Source organism: Tenacibaculum aestuarii (assembly GCF_964510395.1).
Classification (GTDB): domain Bacteria; phylum Bacteroidota; class Bacteroidia; order Flavobacteriales; family Flavobacteriaceae; genus Polaribacter; species Polaribacter aestuarii.
On sequence record NZ_CAZEFY010000003.1, the window covers coordinates 1,161,993 to 1,179,942 of the forward strand.

A 17,950-nucleotide genomic window follows, 5' to 3' on the forward strand; every position below is an offset into this window, starting at 1 on the left:
GATGAAAAAAATTAGTTTTATAATAGTGTTGGTTTTTGCAATTATTGCTACTGGCTGTAATTCAAAAAAATCAAAAAGTAGTAGCAACTCCGAAGAAATCGTATCTCCATCTGATACGCTAACTAAACATCTAAAACCTTTCAACCCTGATTTACCAACGATCGGACTTTTGATGTTTAACGGTGTTTTACAAGGTGAAGTTATAGCAACATCTGACGTTTTTGGAAAACCAAACAAAGATGGCAAACAACTTTTTAATGTAGTAGCTATTGCTGAAACAGCCAAACCAATTACTACTGAAGAAGGAATGCATTTTGTTCCTGACTTTACTTTTGATAATTGCCCAAAACTAACAGCTTTATTTGTACCAAGTGCTTACGATATGTATGCACAAGTACATAATAACAAAGTTGTAGATTTTATAAAAGCAAAAAATCAAGAAACTCAATATACCGTTAGTAACTGCGCTGGAGCTAATTTAATTGGCAAATCTGGTATAGCTGATGGTCATAAAATTGTAACATGGATTGGTGGTGGTGAACAACTACAAAAAGACTATCCAAATTTAAAAGTTCAAAACGACAGTTTGGTAACTTATATTAAAGATGGAAAGTTTTTATCTTCCAACGGAAATTTAGCCAGTTATATTTCTGCTTTAGAGCTTCTTGAAATTATGACAAGTACTGAACACAGACAATTTATTGAAAGCTACTTATATCTGGATAGGCTTAAAAACTGGAAAAATTAACACTTGCTTTAAAGCTTACATCTTTAAATAAAAATCTTTCGTAAGATTAATATAGGCATCAGTGTACTGGTGCCTTTTTATTTCTATGATTAACTCTTCTTCTTGGATTGATGTTTCTACAAAAGATAATTCTAACAAACTTCGCTTAACCTCTGTATCAGGTGTTCCTTTTACGCGACAAACTCTGTTTAGATGTAAACTGTACTTATTTGCTAAATCAATAAAGTTTCCTTCTTCTTTAAAAGGGATAATCGTTGAGAATTTTCCGTTTTGAGATAAGATTTTACTCACACCTTCAAGCAATTCTTCAAAAGATAATGAACTCGTAAATCGCGCTTTGTTACGTGCTTCGTCTTCGGTTTCGTAATTATCAGTATAAAACGGAGGATTTGACACTATTACATCGTATTGCTCTTCCTCTTCTACCATTTCTTCCGCAAATTCTACAAAAGATGCGTTGTAACAAAAAAGACGATCTCCCCAATCTGATTGCTCGAAATTTTCAACGGTTTGTTCATAAGCGTTTTCGTCAATCTCTACCGCATCAATGGTCATCGCATCACTACGTTGTGCCAACATCAAAGAAATAACTCCTGTTCCTGAACCTACGTCTAACAACATATCAGGAAACTCTCCTAAATCACACCAAGCTCCTAACAATACTGCATCGGTACCGATTTTCATTGCTGTTTTATCTTGACAAACTGCAAACTCCTTAAATTGAAATGGCTTCATCTATAAAAATCTACTCAATATGTTTTCTGCATTGAAAAACAAATACAACACAATAATCAATAATATAACCAAGAATAATCCTCTTTTAGGATTTCCTTTTTTTCTATTACCAAAACGTCTTTTAAATTCCATTATCCTCTATTTGTTTAATCTGATTCCAAGCTAAATTCGGAATAACATTATACTATTTTTATTTCTAGAAGCATTTAGCTACGCTGAATATTACTCGCCTACTTTCGCTCGTAACATTTCACGTTTTCCTGGAGGCCCTGGTAAACGTTCCACTTCAAAACCTACTGCTTGCATTGCCCTTCTAACACTTCCTTTTGCTGAATAGGTCACCAATACTCCTTCAGCTTTTAATGCTGTATACATAATTCGAAAAATACCTTCCGTCCACAACTCTGGTTGTACCCTTGCTCCGAAGGCATCAAAATAAATCAAATCAAATTGATTTTCATCTGTAATTTCAGAAAAAAATTGTTTGCGTTTTGTTAGCGAAAAATTATTAGTGATGTTATGCTTCTCTTCCCAAGAAACTTCATGCATTTTATTAAACAACTCTTGCTGTTCTTCAGCCTCTAATTCTGCTACATAATTTAGTTTTTCAACTTCTTCTTTAGCAACAGGATACGCCTCTACCCCAACATAATCAATCTTACTTTTCGCTTCCAACAACGTAATAAAACAATTAAGACCTGTACCAAAACCGATTTCTAAAATTGAAATATTCTCGTGATCAACATACCTTAAACCATTTCTAATAAACACATGATACGCTTCTAGTATCGCTCCATGTTTAGAATGATATTGCTCATCCCATTCAGGTAAGTGAATGGTTGTTGAACCATCAGACGTTATGATTATCTCTCTTTTGATTCCTAAATTATTTAATTAATAATTTTTTAATTCTAGGTATCGGTCCTCTACAGGTAGTTTCATGACAGGCAATACAACTGTTTATTGCTTGATTGAAGTTTTGCTTTAACGAATCTTGTGAACCACTATACACCTGTTGCAGGTTTTGTATATACAATTTTGAAAAAGCCTCAAAACTGGCATTTCTATCAGTAGGATCAGTTAAAACTGCATTGTGAATATTAAGGTAGATATCAGGAAAATTCCCAATAGCCTCTCCTTCCAAAATTTTATTCTTAATTGTCATATTACCTTCATACATGGCATTCATTAACGCCGCCATTTCTGAAGATTGATACATAATTAATTCCTCTTTGGGTTGTTTTACTTCCTTTTTGCAAGAAAAAAGAAGTAAAACTATACATAATAAACCAAAAACGTTCTTCATTACTTTTTCATTAACACGCCATCTGCTTCAAAAGCATAGGTGTATTTTGGTTCAGTAATTTTAGCAATCTCTTCTTCTGATTTTCCAGCATCTTTTGCATAATGCTGTAATTCATCTACAGAAATTTCGGTAACAAAAGCTTTACCATTTACTACCACTTCTTTTGCATCTGCATTTAATGGCATAAAAAATCCGTAATCTTTAAAACGTACCATTGATTCTTGTTCTTCACCTAAATCTAGCTTCATCCAACACCCTTTTTTCTTACATACTTCGTTTATTGTTGAAGCAAATTTTACATTTAAAGTATCTCCTGCCTTTAAGTTTTTGAATTTCAATCGCATTTCATCTGCAGAAATTGCATCAGTATCTGTAATCTTTTCTCCAAAAGATGCATATTCTATTTTTTGTACTTCAGTATCATTTGTAGTAGATTTTTCTTCTTTCTTTTCAACTTTACATGAGCTAAGTGCTACGCTTAAAACCATAGCAAAAACTAGTAGTCTTTTCATTTTCAAAATTTTAAAATTAACATTCAACAAATATACTTATTATTTCTTCAAGCAATAAGCCACCCTAGAACATACCACTAGATTTTGTATCTTCGTAGCACTTCTAAAAACAACAACACAATGAATATTGATATTGAGCTTATACAAGAATCGAAAATAGATAAAGTAGATTTTAACAACTTAGCGTTTGGTCGTGTTTTTTCTGACCACATGTTAGTTTGTGATTTTAAAGATGGTGAGTGGAAAACGCCTCAAATTATGCCTTACGGACCCATGACTTTTGAACCTTCGGCGAGAGTTTTTCATTACGGACAAGCTGTTTTTGAAGGAATGAAAGCTTATAAAGATGATAATGATGACGTTTTTTTATTTCGTCCTGATGAAAACTTCCACAGAATTAACAAGTCTGGAGAACGTTTAGCAATGCCTTCTGTCCCTGAGAATGTTTTTATGGAAGGACTAAAAAAGTTATTAGAAATTGACGATGCTTGGATTAAAAAAGGATTTGGAAACTCGTTATATATCCGTCCTTTTATTATTGCTTCTGAAGGAGCTATTTCTGCTTCTCCTGCTGAAGAATATAAATTCATCATCATTTGTTCACCTGCACAATCGTACTATGCAGGAGAAGTTCGTGTTCTTTTTGCTGAAAAATATAGTCGCTCTGCTGACGGTGGTGTCGGATTTGCAAAAGCAGCGGGTAACTACGCCGCACAGTTTTACCCTACTAGTTTAGCACATAAAGAAGGATACCAACAAATTGTTTGGACAGATGCTAATACTCATGAATATCTTGAAGAGGCAGGTACTATGAATGTGTTCTTTAGAATTGGAGACAAACTTGTTACCGCACCAACAAATGATCGTATTTTAGATGGTGTTACTCGTAAATCAATCATTCAACTTGCTAAAGATTATAATATTGAACTAGAGGTAAGAAGAGTATCGGTTTCTGAGATAAAAGAAGCTGCAAGAAAAGGAGAATTAAAAGAAATTTTTGGTTCTGGTACTGCTGCGGTAATAAACCCTATTAAAGGGTTTAAACATCAAGATGAAACTTTTGAATTACCAGATATGGAAGATTCATATGCTGCTTTTTTCAAAGAGAAATTACTAGGAATTCAATATAACAAACTGGAAGACAAGCACAACTGGAGAGTGAAAATTTAGTTTTTTCATTTAAAAAAGCTATATTAGTGGATAATATTCAGTTTTTGAATAGAAAAATCTAAATAAAATGAGAAATATAGTACCAGCATTATTATCTATAGGAATTGGTTTTGCTATTTCTTTTTTTGGTTTACAAAGTTACTCGAATTCTATATCGGGTAAACCTATTTTCGCTATAAACGAAACCGTAGACACCCAAGAAGAAACAGAGCTTCCTGAAGAGGAAGAAACAACTGACACTGAAGATACGCAACAAGAAATTAGCGCGGATATTAATGAGGAAGCTCCTTCTATTGAAGAAACTATTCCTGAAGAAGATACTCATGAAAACAAAGAAGATGAAGAGGGAGAAGGAGAAGCTATCGAAGTTGAAACAATTACTTCAACTTCTTACGATTCTGATGATATTCAAAAGAGTTTTGATAATTGGGAAGCCTATACAAAAGACAATATTGATTTAATGTCTACTTATACTCCTTTAGATGAAAAAGGAGCTACTATCGAAAAGGGTATTTTCCTAACATTATTACGTACTGGTGCTTATATTCCTATTAAATTTGTAAAAGAAGGAAAAATACAATATCAACTGACAAATATCAGCGATACTTCTGATGAAAAAATAAAGAAGTCTATTGCTAGTAAAGCCGCTATAGCTCATCAATATTTTAAAATGGAAGGTAAAAAGCTTCCTGACTATAATTTTGTTGATTTAAAAGGGAAAGCACATAACAAAGCTGATACGAAAGGAAAGTTATTAGTTCTTAAATGTTGGTTTATTACTTGTAAAGTGTGTGTAGAAGAATTCCCTGAATTAAATGAGTTGGTAGACAAATACAAAGATGAAAAAATTGAATTTGTTAGTTTAGCTTTTGATAAAAAGGGCGAATTAGTTGAGTTTTTAGAAACTAAAGAGTTTAAATACCCTACTATTCCTGAACAAAAGGATTACATGGCTAAAAAATTAAAAGTTAAGCAATACCCTACGCACTTAATTGTAGACTCTAACGGTGTTATCATTAAAATGGTTAATAATGTTAAAACATTAACATTAGAATTAGAAAGAATTATGGGTAAATAACATAGAAAACAAAATTAAAAAAAGCTCCTCTTTTGAGGAGCTTTTTTATTTATCTAAAATTTCCTTAATATTTGGTTTGAAGTAATTTGGTCCTTTAAGTACCTTACCATCTTCACGATAAATTGGCTTACCATCTTCTCCTAACTTACTCATATTACTTCGTTGAATTTCATTAAACACTTCTTCTATTTTGTGTTGCATTCCGTGTTCAATAATAGTTCCACATAAAATATACAACATGTCACCTAAAGCATCTGCAACCTCAACTAAATCGTTATTCTGTGCTGCTTCTAGGTATTCTTCATTTTCTTCTTTCATTAAATTGTAACGAAGTAAATTTCGTTCCTCTCCAATATTTGCTATTGGTTCGTTGTTAATTCCTAATCCGAAAGCGGTATGAAATTCGTGTACTGCTTCTATTCTTTTTTTCATTGTTTTTAATCTGCTTTATATATTAGTTTATGTTGCCATTTTTAAAATTCTTGCTGGCACAATTTTTAGTACCCAAGCAATAAGTCTCCATCGTTTTGAAATGTAAGCCACTCGTTTTTTTCGTTTTATTGCTGAATAAATTTGATCAACTGCTTTTTCTAGAGAAACCATCCAAAAAATTCCATCACCTAACGCCATTGCAGTATCAACAAAGCCAGGGCGAATATCTGTTACAAATACTTTTTTAGATTCTATTGTTTTGGTTTTAATATACAACCCTTCTAAATATGATTTTTGATAGGCTTTAGATGCAAAATATGCAGGTGCATCTTTATTTCCTCTAAAAGATGCTATTGAAGAAATTCCTACTAAATGTCCGAATTGCTGTTTTTCAAACAAATTATACGCTAAATTATATAGTTTGGTAACTCCAACTACATTAGTTTGTACCGTTTCATTTTCTTTATGCCAGTCTAATTCTGTATTCACAAATCCAACTCCTGAAGACTGTATCACTAAATGAACTTCTCCTAATTCGTCCACCATTTCAGTAAATACTTTTTCTACTTCAGTAACTTTTTGAATATCGTTTTGTTTTATAATTACTTGATTCGGATAAGCACTTTTTAATTCTTCTAGCTTTTCTAACCTTCTACCAGTAACTGCAACTATATAATTGTCTTTTATTAATGTTTCAGCTAAACTCTTCCCGATACCTGAGGTAGCGCCAAAAATAATTGCTGTTTTAGTTTTCTCCATTCTAAAATCATTCTTTAACTTTGCTAAAAATACAATTTTATGTTTATACTTATTGCTGCTAAAATGTTTACTACAGGCAGAATCATTTTTGCTAGTTTATTTGTTGTAGCCTTTATTATTTTGATGTTTTTTAGCTATAAAAAAGACTCTAAAAACAATAAGAAGTACTACCAAAACGCTGCTATTTACGTAGCAATAGGAATTGCTGTAGTAATTGCACTGTTGTTTTTATCAAAACTACTAACGAAATAGCACAACCGTTTAAGGTTTCTTTATAAAACAAAAAACCGATTCTTTTCAGAATCGGTTTTTTATTATTTAGCCTTTTAACTTCTTAATTTTTTATTGGTAAGAAATTATAGTTTTTGGCGTAGAAGTTCATTTGCTCTTCAAACGTTTCTGGTTGCGTAATTTTAATATCGGTAATATTTCCTTCAGCATCCATTACTGGCTCTAATACTGGGTTTACAAATCCGTTATAAGGAGCTGATGTAAACTGTACATTACGATCTAAAACTTCTTTATGAATATCTTGATCTACTTTTACTCCGTATCCTTCAACTAATGCTTTAGCAGCTTCAAAATCTCCTTCAGATTTAATTCTTTGCGTTTCTTTTAATAAACGTCCGAAAATTTCGCGAAGCTTATCATAATCGTTGATGTTATAATATGTCTTACCATCTCTAGTAACTTTTTCAATTACATTATCTTTCGCTCCTTGTTCAAAAGCCCAAGCTGATACCCATTGACGGTTAACCATGTGGTCTTCTTCAATATCATCTCCTAAATTGATTCTGATTAACTGTGTCATTAATCCGTTTCTGATATATCCATCATAAGCAGCTTTACCTACTTTTTGCCAGTCATCAACTAAACCTAATTCTTGTAATTTAGGATCCATTAAATAATAAAGCCCTACTAAATCCGCTCTACCTTCTTCCATTGTAGAAGCATAGTTCTTTAACGTTTCTTTTGGTTGGCCAATTCCATCATTAATTACACCTGAAGCATGTCCGATTACCTCATGTAATGCTGTATGTAATTTATCAGCTAACTTACCATATTTAATCTCTAAATCGATTTCTTCTTGATCGTTAGCAAATTCTTTTAAACGTCCAGTTCCTCCAGCATTGTTATAAGAACCTATAATATTTCCTAACGATACCGATTTAGAACCGTGTTGTTGACGAATCCAGTTATTGTTCGGTAAGTTCACTCCAATTGGTGTACTTGGAGATGCATCTCCTGCTTCACCAGCAACATTTACTGTTTTATACGAAACCCCCACAACATCTTTCTTTTTGTGAGTTGGATCTAATGGAGAATTATCTTCAAACCATTGTGCATTGTCTGATAATACTTTCATCTTTTTAGACATATCGAAGTCTTTGATCTGTACAATTGTTTCGTACGAACCTCTGTACCCTTTAGGGTCATTATATACTTCAATAAAACCATTAATCCAATCAATATTTCCTTCGGTAGATTCTACCCAAGCAATTGCATATTCGTCCCAAGTATGTAAATCTCCTGTTTTATAGTATTCGATTAACAACTCTAACGTTTTTGCTTGTTTTTCGTTTTCTGCTACTTCTTTAGCTTTTCCTAACCAATAAATAATTTTATCGATTGCTTGTCCGTACATTCCACCAGACTTCCATACTTTTTCAACTAGTTTTCCATCTTCACGAACTAACTTCGAGTTTAATCCAGCCTCAATTGGTTGTCCTTCTGGGCCTTTATCAGCTTTAGCATAAAAATCTTCTACATCTTTACTTGTAATATCTGCTCCGTAAAAATTTACTGCTGATGCTAATACATTATCTACCCCAGCTTTTTTGTTTACTTTTTTAGCATCTTTATCATTAAAAATAACTTCTAATGCTTCTGTAGATAACTCAGTATTAGTTTCTTTTAATAACGATTCAAAATATTCTTTAGAAAATTCAGGTTTTAACTTATCGTTAGAATAGTGGTGGTGAATCCCGTTTGAAAACCATACACGTTTTAAATACGTTGTAAATGCTTTAAACTCTTCGCTCTCTTTATCACCTTTAAAGTTATTGTTGATATTTTCTAAAGCTGCTCTAATTTCAAGATTGTGACGGTAGTTTTGATCCCACATAATATCACGACCAGATAAACCAGCTTGCGTTAAATAATACACTAACTTTTTTTCTTTTAGTGTTAACTCATCAAAACCGGGAATTTGGTAACGTAATACTTTTATATCAGCAAATTGCTCAACAACATATTCAAACTCTTTTGCTTTTTTTTCAGCTACTTTAGGCTCTTTTTTGGCTTCTGTTCCGCATGAAGTTAACACTCCAGCCGCAACAACTGCACAAAGCATTTGTTTTAGTTTCATTTATAATAATATTTAGTTTATTTTTTTGGAAGGATAAAATTACGAAATTTAAACTTCATGGTATCGAAAACAGTCGGTTGTGTGGTCGTTTACCATCCCCGTAGCCTGCATATGAGCATAAATTACTGTGGATCCTACAAATTTAAATCCACGTTTTTTTAAATCTTTTGAAATTGCATCAGAAAGCGCTGTTGTTGCAGGTACTTCTTCTCTTTTTTCAAATGAATTTTTTATTGGCTCTCCATCAACAAAACTCCAAATATATTTAGAAAATGTACCAAACTCTTCTTGCACTTTCATAAATAATTGAGCGTTGGTAATGGTAGCTTTTATCTTTAACTTATTTCTAATAATTCCTTCATTTTGTAACAGCTCTTCATACTTTTCTTCTCCATATTTTGCAATTTTCTGATAATTAAAATCATCTAACGCTTTTCTAAAATTTTCTCTTTTTTTTAGAATAGTTATCCAACTCAATCCTGCCTGAAAGGTTTCTAAAATTAAAAACTCAAACAATTTATCATCATCATAAACAGGAACTCCCCATTCTGTATCGTGGTATTCTATATACAAAGGGTCATTTCCTACCCAAAAACATCTTTGCTTCATAATCTTTTATTTAATGCTGAAAATTACTGTTAAACAAGTTAAAAATCAATGAATTTCGGAATAATTTTTGCAATTTTATAGTTAACAAACTCATATTGATTATGAAAACACTACAACATATTTTAGCTCTCAGTATCATAGGAATTATGCTGTGGGCTTGTGGTTCTTCTCCTTTAAAGGACACCTCAAATACTAATGAAGAACCTGTTGTTATTGCCAATGACAGTTTAGAATACGAAATTATTATCATAGATCCTGGTTTTACTACTTATTTAAACAGCATAGCCAAACCAGAAGGTTATTATTCGCAAACGTATTTAGAAAATAAAAATCGTTTGTATGTTATTACATGGAATTACCGAGCACGAAACCCACTACAATTCAATCCTAATATTTATGAAAATGTGATTGATTACAGTCCACATATTGATTATGGCTACGAAGTAAACTACAAATTATTCAATTATTTTGAGTTTGCTCAACGTAAATACAAGATGAGTTTAGGAGCTGGATCAACTCAATTTAATAGATGATTTTTACTCAAAAAAGCATCTTTGTAAAAACTGTATATTTGCTCAAAAAATCAACCCAATAACATGAAATTTTTAAGAAATCTATTAGCCTCAGTTCTTGGCTTTTTTATTGCCTTTTTTTTACTGTTTGTTTTCTTTTTTGCTATCGCTACTATTGTTGGAGCTGAAGAGCAAATTGTAGTTAAATCAAATTCAGTTTTAGAATTAGATTTATCAACACCTATAAAAGATTACGCTCCTAAAGAAGACAACCCTATCGCTGAAGCCTTAGAGCTAAACGAGGAAAGATTAGCTTTAAATAAAATCATTAACGCTATTGAAAACGCTAAAACTGATGATAAAATTAAAGGAATTAGTATAAAAACAACCTTTGTTAATGCTGGTATTGCACAAACGCAAGCCATTAGAAATAAATTAGAAGAATTTAAAGAGAGTGGTAAATTCATATATGCGTACAACGACATTTATACTCAAAAAAATTATTACTTAAGTTCTGTTGCCGATAGTTTATTCTTAAACCCAGTTGGGGCTATCGATTTTAGAGGTTTATCAACTGAAATTTTATACTTCAAAGATTTCGAAGATAAATACGGTATTAAAATGGAAGTTGTTCGCCACGGTAAATATAAAAGTGCTGTTGAACCATTTTTAGAAAATAAAATGAGTGATGCAAATCGCGAGCAAACTACCTCTTTCTTAAAATCAATTTGGTCAGAAATTACTGAAGATATTAGCAATAGCAGAAACATTTCAATTGAAGAATTAAATAACATTGCTGATAACTCTAACGGAAGAAATGCTGAAATAGCGTTAAAAAGCAAACTTATTGATGCTTCTATTTATGAAGATGAATACCAAGAAAAACTGGCAGGAGGTTCTGATGAAAAAGTGAATACTATTTCTATCGAAGATTACATCAACTCAGGAAAAGGAAGAATTTCTTCTACTGCTAAAGATAAAATTGCTGTAATTTATGCACAAGGTGATATCGTGTATGGAGAAGGAAATGAAAGCTACATCGGACAAAGAATTATTAATAAAGCGATTAAAAAAGCTAGAAAAGATGATAATGTAAAAGCTATCGTTCTTCGCGTAAATTCTCCTGGTGGTAGTGCTTTAGCTTCTGAATTAATTTGGCGTGAGCTAGAATTAACTAAGAAAGAAAAACCTCTAGTCGTTTCTATGGGGAACTTAGCTGCTTCTGGTGGTTATTATATTGCTTGTAATGCTGATAAAATTATCGCTGAACCAACAACCATTACAGGATCAATTGGTGTTTTTGGTGCGATTCCAAATTTTAGTCAGTTTGCCGACAATATTGGCATCAATGCGGAACAAGTATCTACTAACAATAGTGCTTCTTACAGTGTTTTTGAGCCAATGAATCAGAAGTTCTATGATGTTACCAAAGAAGGAGTTGAGCAAATCTACACTACTTTTGTCAATCGTGTTTCTACAGGACGTAACATGACTTTCGAGCAAGTAAACGAAATTGCACAAGGTAGAGTTTGGACAGGTAAAGAAGCTATTGAAAAAGGTTTAGTTGATCAATTAGGAAGCTTAGAAGATGCTATTAAAGTAGCTGCTGAATTAGCTGAAGTTGAAAATTATAGAGTTCGTAACTATCCTCACTACAAAACTGATTTAAAGGATGCTTTACAAATGAATCCTTTTATGAAAGCTTCTAAAGAAGAAATTTTAAAAGAAACAATGGGTGATGAAAACTATCAGCTATACAACAACATTCATAAAATGAAAAACCTAGAAGGAATTCAAGCCAGAATCCCTTTTATATTTCAAATAAAATAATCATAAAAAAACCTCGACAATGTCGAGGTTTTTTAGTTTTAATAGTTAACGGTTCTTACAAACCGAAACTTTCTTTTACTTTAGATACATAATCTAATTTCTCCCAAGTAAATAACTCTACATCTAGCGTTATACTTTCTCCATTAGGTTGTGTAAACGTTTTAGAAACTACTTCATTTGTACGTCCCATGTGTCCGTAAGCAGCAGTTTCGCTATATATTGGATTACGTAATTTTAAACGATCTTCAATTGCGTGTGGACGCATATCAAAAATTTCAGAAACTTTTTGAGCGATCTCTCCATCGGTTAAATCAACTTTTGAAGTTCCATAAGTATCTACAAAAATACCCATCGGCTCTACTACTCCAATTGCGTACGATACTTGAACTAATACCTCATCAGCAACTCCAGCAGCTACTAAATTCTTTGCGATATGACGTGTTGCATAGGCTGCAGAACGATCTACTTTACTTGGATCTTTTCCTGAGAATGCTCCACCACCATGTGCTCCTTTTCCTCCATACGTATCAACAATAATCTTACGACCTGTCAATCCTGTATCTCCGTGAGGCCCACCAATTACAAACTTTCCTGTTGGGTTAATATGATACTTAATATCATTATTAAACAACGCTTGAATTTCAGGAGTTAATTGTGCTTTAACTCTAGGGATTAAAATTTCAACAATATCTTTTCTAATTTTTGCTAACATGGTTTCGTCATCAGCAAAATCATCGTGCTGTGTAGAAACAACAATTGCTTCAATACGTTGTGGTACATTATCGTCAGAATACTCAATAGTTACCTGACTCTTTGCATCTGGGCGTAAATAAGTAATTTCTTTACTTTCTCTACGTATAACTGCTAATTCCTTTAAGATTATATGTGATAAATCTAACGCTAACGGCATATAATGCTCAGTTTCGTTCGTTGCATACCCAAACATCATACCTTGGTCTCCTGCACCTTGCTCTTCCTTAGAAGCTCTATCTACTCCACGGTTAATATCGTCTGATTGTTCATGAATTGCTGATAAAACTCCACAAGAATTTCCATCAAACATGTATTCTCCTTTAGTATAACCAATTTTATTGATTACTTCACGAGCTATTTTTTGAACATCTAAATAGGTTGATGACTTTACCTCTCCAGCCAATACAACCTGACCTGTAGTTACTAAAGTTTCACAAGCAACCTTAGATTCTGGGTCAAATGCTAAAAAATTATCTATTAAAGCGTCAGAAATTTGATCTGCTACTTTATCTGGATGTCCTTCAGAAACACTTTCCGAAGTAAAAAAATATGACATAAAAACTTCTTTTTAAATTAATTAAAAGAAAAAACTTGAATTGCTAAGTCGCTAAAAGGAGTAGAAAATTACTGCTTTAGCATTTTTATTCTGAACTATTGTTCATTGAGGTTGCAATCAGTCAAATTTTTCCTCAAATAAATATTGGTGCAAAGTTATAGATTATTTTACACACATAAAAACAAACTAAGCTATAAAAAAATAGAAAGTATTGATACTATGATAATAAAAAGTAATTTTTGTAAAATTGCATTGGAAAAATATTTGCTTACTTTTGTGGTGTACAAAGTAAGATAATAACTTAGATAAAACATATATAAAATGGCATTAGAAATTACAGATGCTTCTTTCGAAGAAGTAGTATTAAAATCTGACAAACCAGTATTAGTAGACTTTTGGGCAGCTTGGTGTGGACCATGTAGAATGGTATCTCCTATCGTTGATGAAATCAGTAGCGAGTATGAAGGAAAAGCTGTTGTTGGTAAAGTAGACGTAGACGCAAACCAAGAATTTGCTGCTAAGTATGGTGTAAGAAACATTCCAACTGTATTAATTTTCAAAAACGGAGAAGTTGTAGACAAGCAAGTTGGTGCTGCTCCTAAAAAAGCATATACAGATAAAATTGATGCTGCTTTATAAAAAGTATTTCAATTCATCTCATAAAAAAGGTTTGGCTATTGCTAAACCTTTTTTATTTTTAAAAACCAAGAAACAACTAAAACCATGTATAAATACCTCTTATTTTTTTGTTTATCTATTTGCTTAGCTTGTAAAAAAGAAAAACTCAACTTCCTGAAATCACCAATGGTATTTCTTTAGAACTGGCAAAATTTAGAAAAAAACAAGTATCTGACGTAGTATACAACCTTCACTTTTCAATTCCTTTGAAAAAGGAAGACGCTATTCCATCAGAACTTAAAATCAACTTCAATCTTACCAATACTGAAAATAACCTAATTTTAGATTTTAACGAGAAAACAAGTCATTTAAAAAATATTCGTGTTAATGACACAAACGCCACTATAGTACATACCAGCGAACATATTGTTATTGATAAAAACTTATTAAAATCAGGAGAGAATACGATTGATATAAGTTTTGATGCAGGAGAACTTTCTTTGAACAGAAACAAAGAATATTTATACACTTTATTAGTTCCAGATAGAGCTAGTACTTTATTTCCTTGCTTTGATCAACCTAATATCAAAGCTCACTACAATCTTATTATAACCGCTCCAAAAGATTGGAAAGTTTTATGTGGTGCTTTTGAAAAGCAACAAGTAGAAAAAGGTGATTTTATTGAACATCAATTTAAACAAACAGACAAAATGAGCACGTATTTATTCTCTTTTGTTGCTGGTAAGTTCAATGAAAACAATACTAATCCTGGTGCCTTTAACATGCGCTTTTTATACAGAGAATCTGACAGTACAAAAATTAAGGAAAGTTTAGCCTATATTTTTAACACGCATCAAAATTCTTTAGAGTTTTTAGAAGAATACACTCATTATAAATTTCCGTTTCAAAAAATGGACTTTGCCTCTCTTCCTCCATTTCAATATGGTGGAATGGAACATACAGGAGCGATACAATATAGAGAAAGCTCTCTCTTTTTGGATGAAAATGCAACACAAACCCGCAAATTAAATCGAGCTAAATTAATTGCTCATGAAACTTCTCATATGTGGTTTGGTAATTTAGTAACCATGCGTTGGTTTAATGATGTTTGGATGAAAGAAGTCTTTGCCAACTTCATGGCTGACAAAATTATGAATCCTGTGTTTCCTGAAATAAACCACGATTTAGGTTTTATGATGTCTCACTATCCAAGTGCCTATTCTGAAGACCGTACCAAAGGTTCAAACCCTATAAGACAACAGCTAGATAATTTAAAAAATGCAGGTTCTTTATATGGTCGCATCATTTACAACAAAGCCCCTATTATGATGCGTCAACTCGAGCTTTTATTGGGCAAAGAAAACTTTCAGAAAGGAACTCAACAATACATTGCCACCTATGCTAATGACAATGCAGACTGGAATGATTTAGTGACTATTTTTGATAATTTATCTCCTAAAGACATTAAACAATGGAGTAAGGTTTGGGTAAACTCTCCTAGTCGTCCAATAATTTCTGATTCTATTAGTTATAATGACGGAAAAATAAGCACTTTTAACATCCATCAAAAAGCTGAAGACAAATCAAACAATACATGGGAACAATCTTTCGCTATTGGTTTGGTTTATAAAGATGAAATAAAAACAATTCATGTTGACCTAAACAAACATACTAACACAATTAACGAAGCAATTGGTTTACCTATACCTAAAGAAATTATTTACAACTATAATGGTTTGGGCTACGGAATCTTCCCTCTAAACACAACCGATATTCATTTAATTAAAAATGATGTTGCGCGAGGGCATTCTTATATAAACCTTTACGAAAACATGCTTCATGGGAACATTACTCCTTTGAATACTTTTAATTTATTTTTAAAAGGAATTCAATCTGAAAAAAACGAGTTAATTGTTAATTATTTATCTAGAGGCATCAATGCTATTTTCTGGAAGTTTTTACCAAAAGAACAACATCATAAGCTTTTAAACACCACTGAAAATAGCGTTTTTGAATTGCTTCAAACTGAGCTTCCAAAAAATATTAAAAAAACACTGTTTAACTTATATAGTAATCTTGCTTATAATGAAACCGGAAAAGAGAAGCTATTTCAATTATGGAATAAAACTCTTGTAATAGACAACTTAACTTTAAACGAAACTGATTTAACAAACCTTGCAATAAAACTTGCTATTTATCAACATCCTGAATCAGAAGAAATAAATAAGCAGCAACTTGAAAACATTAAAAACAAAGACAAAAAAGAACGCTTTTCATGGTTGCTTCCTACCTTATCTAATGATGAAAAAGTAAGAGATGATTTTATGCTTTCTCTAAAAGAAGCTAAAAACCGTGAAAAAGAATCTTGGGTAGAAGCCGCTTTAGCCTCTATACACCATCCTTTACGTCAAAAAACTTCTATCAAACACCTTAAACTTTGTTTAGATTTGTTGGAAGAAGTACAACTTACTGGCGATATCTTTTTCCCAAAAAACTGGTTAACGAGCTCACTTGGAAACTATACCTCAAAAGAAGCTAATGATATTGTTCAAGAGTTTTTAAACAATCATAAAAACTATAACCCAATTCTATTAAAAAAATTATTGATTGTAGCTGATAATATGGACAGAGCACAACATACAATTAAACAATAATCCGTTTTCTTTTTATTACACAAAAGGTTTGGCTATTGCTAAACCTTTTGTTATTTTCGGTACTGTATGATTGATTTAAACAGTACTGCTTCAAAAATTAACAATCTTGAACTACTTGCCAAACAAGTGGTAGAAGGTTTTATCACAGGAATGCACAAAAGTCCATTTCACGGATTTTCGGTTGAGTTTTCTGAACACAAACTCTATAATAAAGGCGAAAGTACTCGCCATATTGATTGGAAACTATTTGCTAAAACCGAAAAGCTGTACACCAAAAAATATGAAGAAGAAACGAATCTTAGATGTCATTTAATTATCGACAATTCTGCTTCTATGCATTATCCTATAAGTAAGAATCAATCAATAGATAGTTTAAACAAGATTGGTTTCTCAGCAGTAGCTGCTGCTTCTTTAATGGATATTTTAAAAAGACAACGCGATGCCGTTGGATTAAGTATTTATTCTGACACTTACGAATATTATGCTCCTGAAAAAGGTAGTGAGCGTCATCGTAAGATGTTATTACATCAATTAGAACAGTTACTATCATCCAATTCTACCTCATCTACAGAAACCTATCAATATTTACATGAAATAGCAGAAAAGATTCATAGAAGGTCTTTAATTTTCTTATTTACCGATATGTTTCAAACTTCAAAAAATGAAGAAGCTCTTTTTGATGCTTTACGACACCTAAAATTTAACAAACATGAGGTAGTGTTGTTTCATACACACGATAAAAAGACAGAATTTTTGTTTGATTTTGACAACTCACCAAAAAAATTTGTAGATGTTGAAACTGGAGAAGAAATAAATTTATACGCCGAAAATGTACAGCAAAAATATCAAGAATTAAGCTCTGAATTTTTCAAAAACCTAAAAAACAAATGCTTACAATATAAAATTGATTACATACCTGTAGATATTAATAAAGGTTATGATAAAGTACTTATCGCTTATCTTATCAGTAGACAGAATTTTTTATAAATAACTCTTTTTTATTTAAAAAAAGGTTATATATTTGCATCCGCTTAGAGCAACGGTCTGGTAGTTCAGCTGGTTAGAATACATGCCTGTCACGCATGGGGTCGCGGGTTCGAGTCCCGTCCAGACCGCTAAAGTTTCTCTAAAACATACAACATAATGCTTCAAGCAACGGTCTGGTAGTTCAGCTGGTTAGAATACATGCCTGTCACGCATGGGGTCGCGGGTTCGAGTCCCGTCCAGACCGCGAAAAGCTTCTCAATTTTTGAGGAGCTTTTTTCTTTTTATACATTTTTTCAAAAAAAGTTTGGTTTACTGAAATTTAT

Annotated in this window: 18 protein-coding genes and 2 tRNA genes; 11 read left to right on the plus strand and 9 right to left on the minus strand. The window is 32.2% G+C overall.

Annotated features, from left to right (window positions below):
* Position 1: 1 nt before the first annotated feature.
* Complete coding sequence (locus ACKTSU_RS11600; protein ID WP_408036547.1) at positions 2-748, plus strand: DJ-1/PfpI family protein; 747 nt, start codon at positions 2-4, stop codon at positions 746-748.
* 15 nt (positions 749-763) lie between these two features.
* On the opposite strand, the gene ACKTSU_RS11605 is transcribed toward ACKTSU_RS11600, so the two are convergent.
* The 4 genes from ACKTSU_RS11605 to ACKTSU_RS11620 all read right to left on the minus strand — a co-directional run bounded on the left by ACKTSU_RS11605 (position 764) and on the right by ACKTSU_RS11620 (position 3,301).
* On the minus strand, positions 764-1,483 hold the full coding sequence (locus ACKTSU_RS11605; protein WP_408036548.1) for a tRNA1(Val) (adenine(37)-N6)-methyltransferase: 720 nt from the start codon (positions 1,481-1,483) through the stop codon (positions 764-766).
* A gap of 222 nt (positions 1,484-1,705) precedes the next feature.
* On the minus strand, positions 1,706-2,362 hold the full coding sequence (gene mnmD, locus ACKTSU_RS11610) for a tRNA (5-methylaminomethyl-2-thiouridine)(34)-methyltransferase MnmD (RefSeq protein ID WP_408036917.1): 657 nt from the start codon (positions 2,360-2,362) through the stop codon (positions 1,706-1,708).
* A gap of 7 nt (positions 2,363-2,369) precedes the next feature.
* Complete coding sequence (locus ACKTSU_RS11615; RefSeq protein WP_408036549.1) at positions 2,370-2,789, minus strand: hypothetical protein; 420 nt, start codon at positions 2,787-2,789, stop codon at positions 2,370-2,372.
* Positions 2,789-3,301, minus strand: a complete 513-nt coding sequence (locus ACKTSU_RS11620; protein WP_408036550.1) for a DUF4920 domain-containing protein — start codon at positions 3,299-3,301, stop codon at positions 2,789-2,791. The genes ACKTSU_RS11615 and ACKTSU_RS11620 overlap by 1 nt, the downstream gene beginning before the upstream one ends.
* Positions 3,302-3,421: 120 nt before the next feature.
* Between ACKTSU_RS11620 and ACKTSU_RS11625 the strand changes: the two genes are divergently transcribed.
* Positions 3,422-4,471 (plus strand): branched-chain amino acid aminotransferase, encoded by a 1,050-nt coding sequence (locus ACKTSU_RS11625; RefSeq protein WP_408036551.1) that lies wholly within the window; start codon positions 3,422-3,424, stop codon positions 4,469-4,471.
* Between the two features lie 67 nt (positions 4,472-4,538).
* Positions 4,539-5,549, plus strand: a complete 1,011-nt coding sequence (locus ACKTSU_RS11630; RefSeq protein WP_408036552.1) for a TlpA family protein disulfide reductase — start codon at positions 4,539-4,541, stop codon at positions 5,547-5,549.
* Positions 5,550-5,594: 45 nt separating this feature from the next.
* Here ACKTSU_RS11630 and ACKTSU_RS11635 read toward each other — a convergent pair whose 3' ends face one another.
* Positions 5,595-5,981, minus strand: a complete 387-nt coding sequence (locus ACKTSU_RS11635) for a pyrophosphohydrolase domain-containing protein (RefSeq protein WP_408036553.1) — start codon at positions 5,979-5,981, stop codon at positions 5,595-5,597.
* A 27-nt stretch (positions 5,982-6,008) separates the two neighbouring features.
* Positions 6,009-6,740 (minus strand): SDR family NAD(P)-dependent oxidoreductase, encoded by a 732-nt coding sequence (locus ACKTSU_RS11640; RefSeq protein ID WP_408036554.1) that lies wholly within the window; start codon positions 6,738-6,740, stop codon positions 6,009-6,011.
* A 39-nt stretch (positions 6,741-6,779) separates the two neighbouring features.
* Here ACKTSU_RS11640 and ACKTSU_RS11645 point away from each other — a divergent pair, with 39 nt between their 5' ends.
* Positions 6,780-6,992, plus strand: coding sequence for a hypothetical protein (locus ACKTSU_RS11645; protein WP_408036556.1), 213 nt, complete (start codon positions 6,780-6,782; stop codon positions 6,990-6,992).
* 82 nt (positions 6,993-7,074) lie between these two features.
* On the opposite strand, the gene ACKTSU_RS11650 is transcribed toward ACKTSU_RS11645, so the two are convergent.
* Together ACKTSU_RS11650 and ACKTSU_RS11655 are read right to left on the minus strand one after the other, a co-directional pair.
* A complete protein-coding gene (locus tag ACKTSU_RS11650) occupies positions 7,075-9,108 on the minus strand; it encodes a dipeptidyl-peptidase 3 family protein (RefSeq protein ID WP_408036558.1) in 2,034 nt (677 codons plus the stop codon).
* Positions 9,109-9,156: 48 nt separating this feature from the next.
* Positions 9,157-9,717: a DNA-3-methyladenine glycosylase I gene (locus tag ACKTSU_RS11655; RefSeq protein ID WP_274634041.1), complete on the minus strand. Its 561-nt coding sequence runs from the start codon at positions 9,715-9,717 to the stop codon at positions 9,157-9,159.
* 101 nt (positions 9,718-9,818) lie between these two features.
* Here ACKTSU_RS11655 and ACKTSU_RS11660 point away from each other — a divergent pair, with 101 nt between their 5' ends.
* Complete coding sequence (locus tag ACKTSU_RS11660) at positions 9,819-10,250, plus strand: DUF6146 family protein (protein WP_408036559.1); 432 nt, start codon at positions 9,819-9,821, stop codon at positions 10,248-10,250.
* Between the two features lie 63 nt (positions 10,251-10,313).
* Positions 10,314-12,059, plus strand: coding sequence for a signal peptide peptidase SppA (gene sppA / locus ACKTSU_RS11665; RefSeq protein WP_408036560.1), 1,746 nt, complete (start codon positions 10,314-10,316; stop codon positions 12,057-12,059).
* Between the two features lie 55 nt (positions 12,060-12,114).
* Here sppA and metK read toward each other — a convergent pair whose 3' ends face one another.
* Positions 12,115-13,368: a methionine adenosyltransferase gene (gene metK, locus ACKTSU_RS11670; RefSeq protein WP_408036561.1), complete on the minus strand. Its 1,254-nt coding sequence runs from the start codon at positions 13,366-13,368 to the stop codon at positions 12,115-12,117.
* 321 nt (positions 13,369-13,689) lie between these two features.
* Here metK and trxA point away from each other — a divergent pair, with 321 nt between their 5' ends.
* From trxA to ACKTSU_RS11695, 5 genes are all read left to right on the plus strand, one after another.
* Positions 13,690-14,007, plus strand: a complete 318-nt coding sequence (trxA, locus tag ACKTSU_RS11675) for a thioredoxin (RefSeq protein ID WP_125068953.1) — start codon at positions 13,690-13,692, stop codon at positions 14,005-14,007.
* A gap of 245 nt (positions 14,008-14,252) precedes the next feature.
* Positions 14,253-16,640, plus strand: a complete 2,388-nt coding sequence (locus ACKTSU_RS11680) for a M1 family metallopeptidase (protein WP_408036563.1) — start codon at positions 14,253-14,255, stop codon at positions 16,638-16,640.
* Positions 16,641-16,706: 66 nt separating this feature from the next.
* Positions 16,707-17,627, plus strand: coding sequence for a DUF58 domain-containing protein (locus tag ACKTSU_RS11685; protein WP_408036564.1), 921 nt, complete (start codon positions 16,707-16,709; stop codon positions 17,625-17,627).
* 54 nt (positions 17,628-17,681) lie between these two features.
* A tRNA-Asp gene (locus ACKTSU_RS11690) sits at positions 17,682-17,755 on the plus strand.
* 42 nt (positions 17,756-17,797) lie between these two features.
* Positions 17,798-17,871 (plus strand) — tRNA-Asp (locus tag ACKTSU_RS11695).
* Positions 17,872-17,950 lie beyond the last annotated feature (79 nt).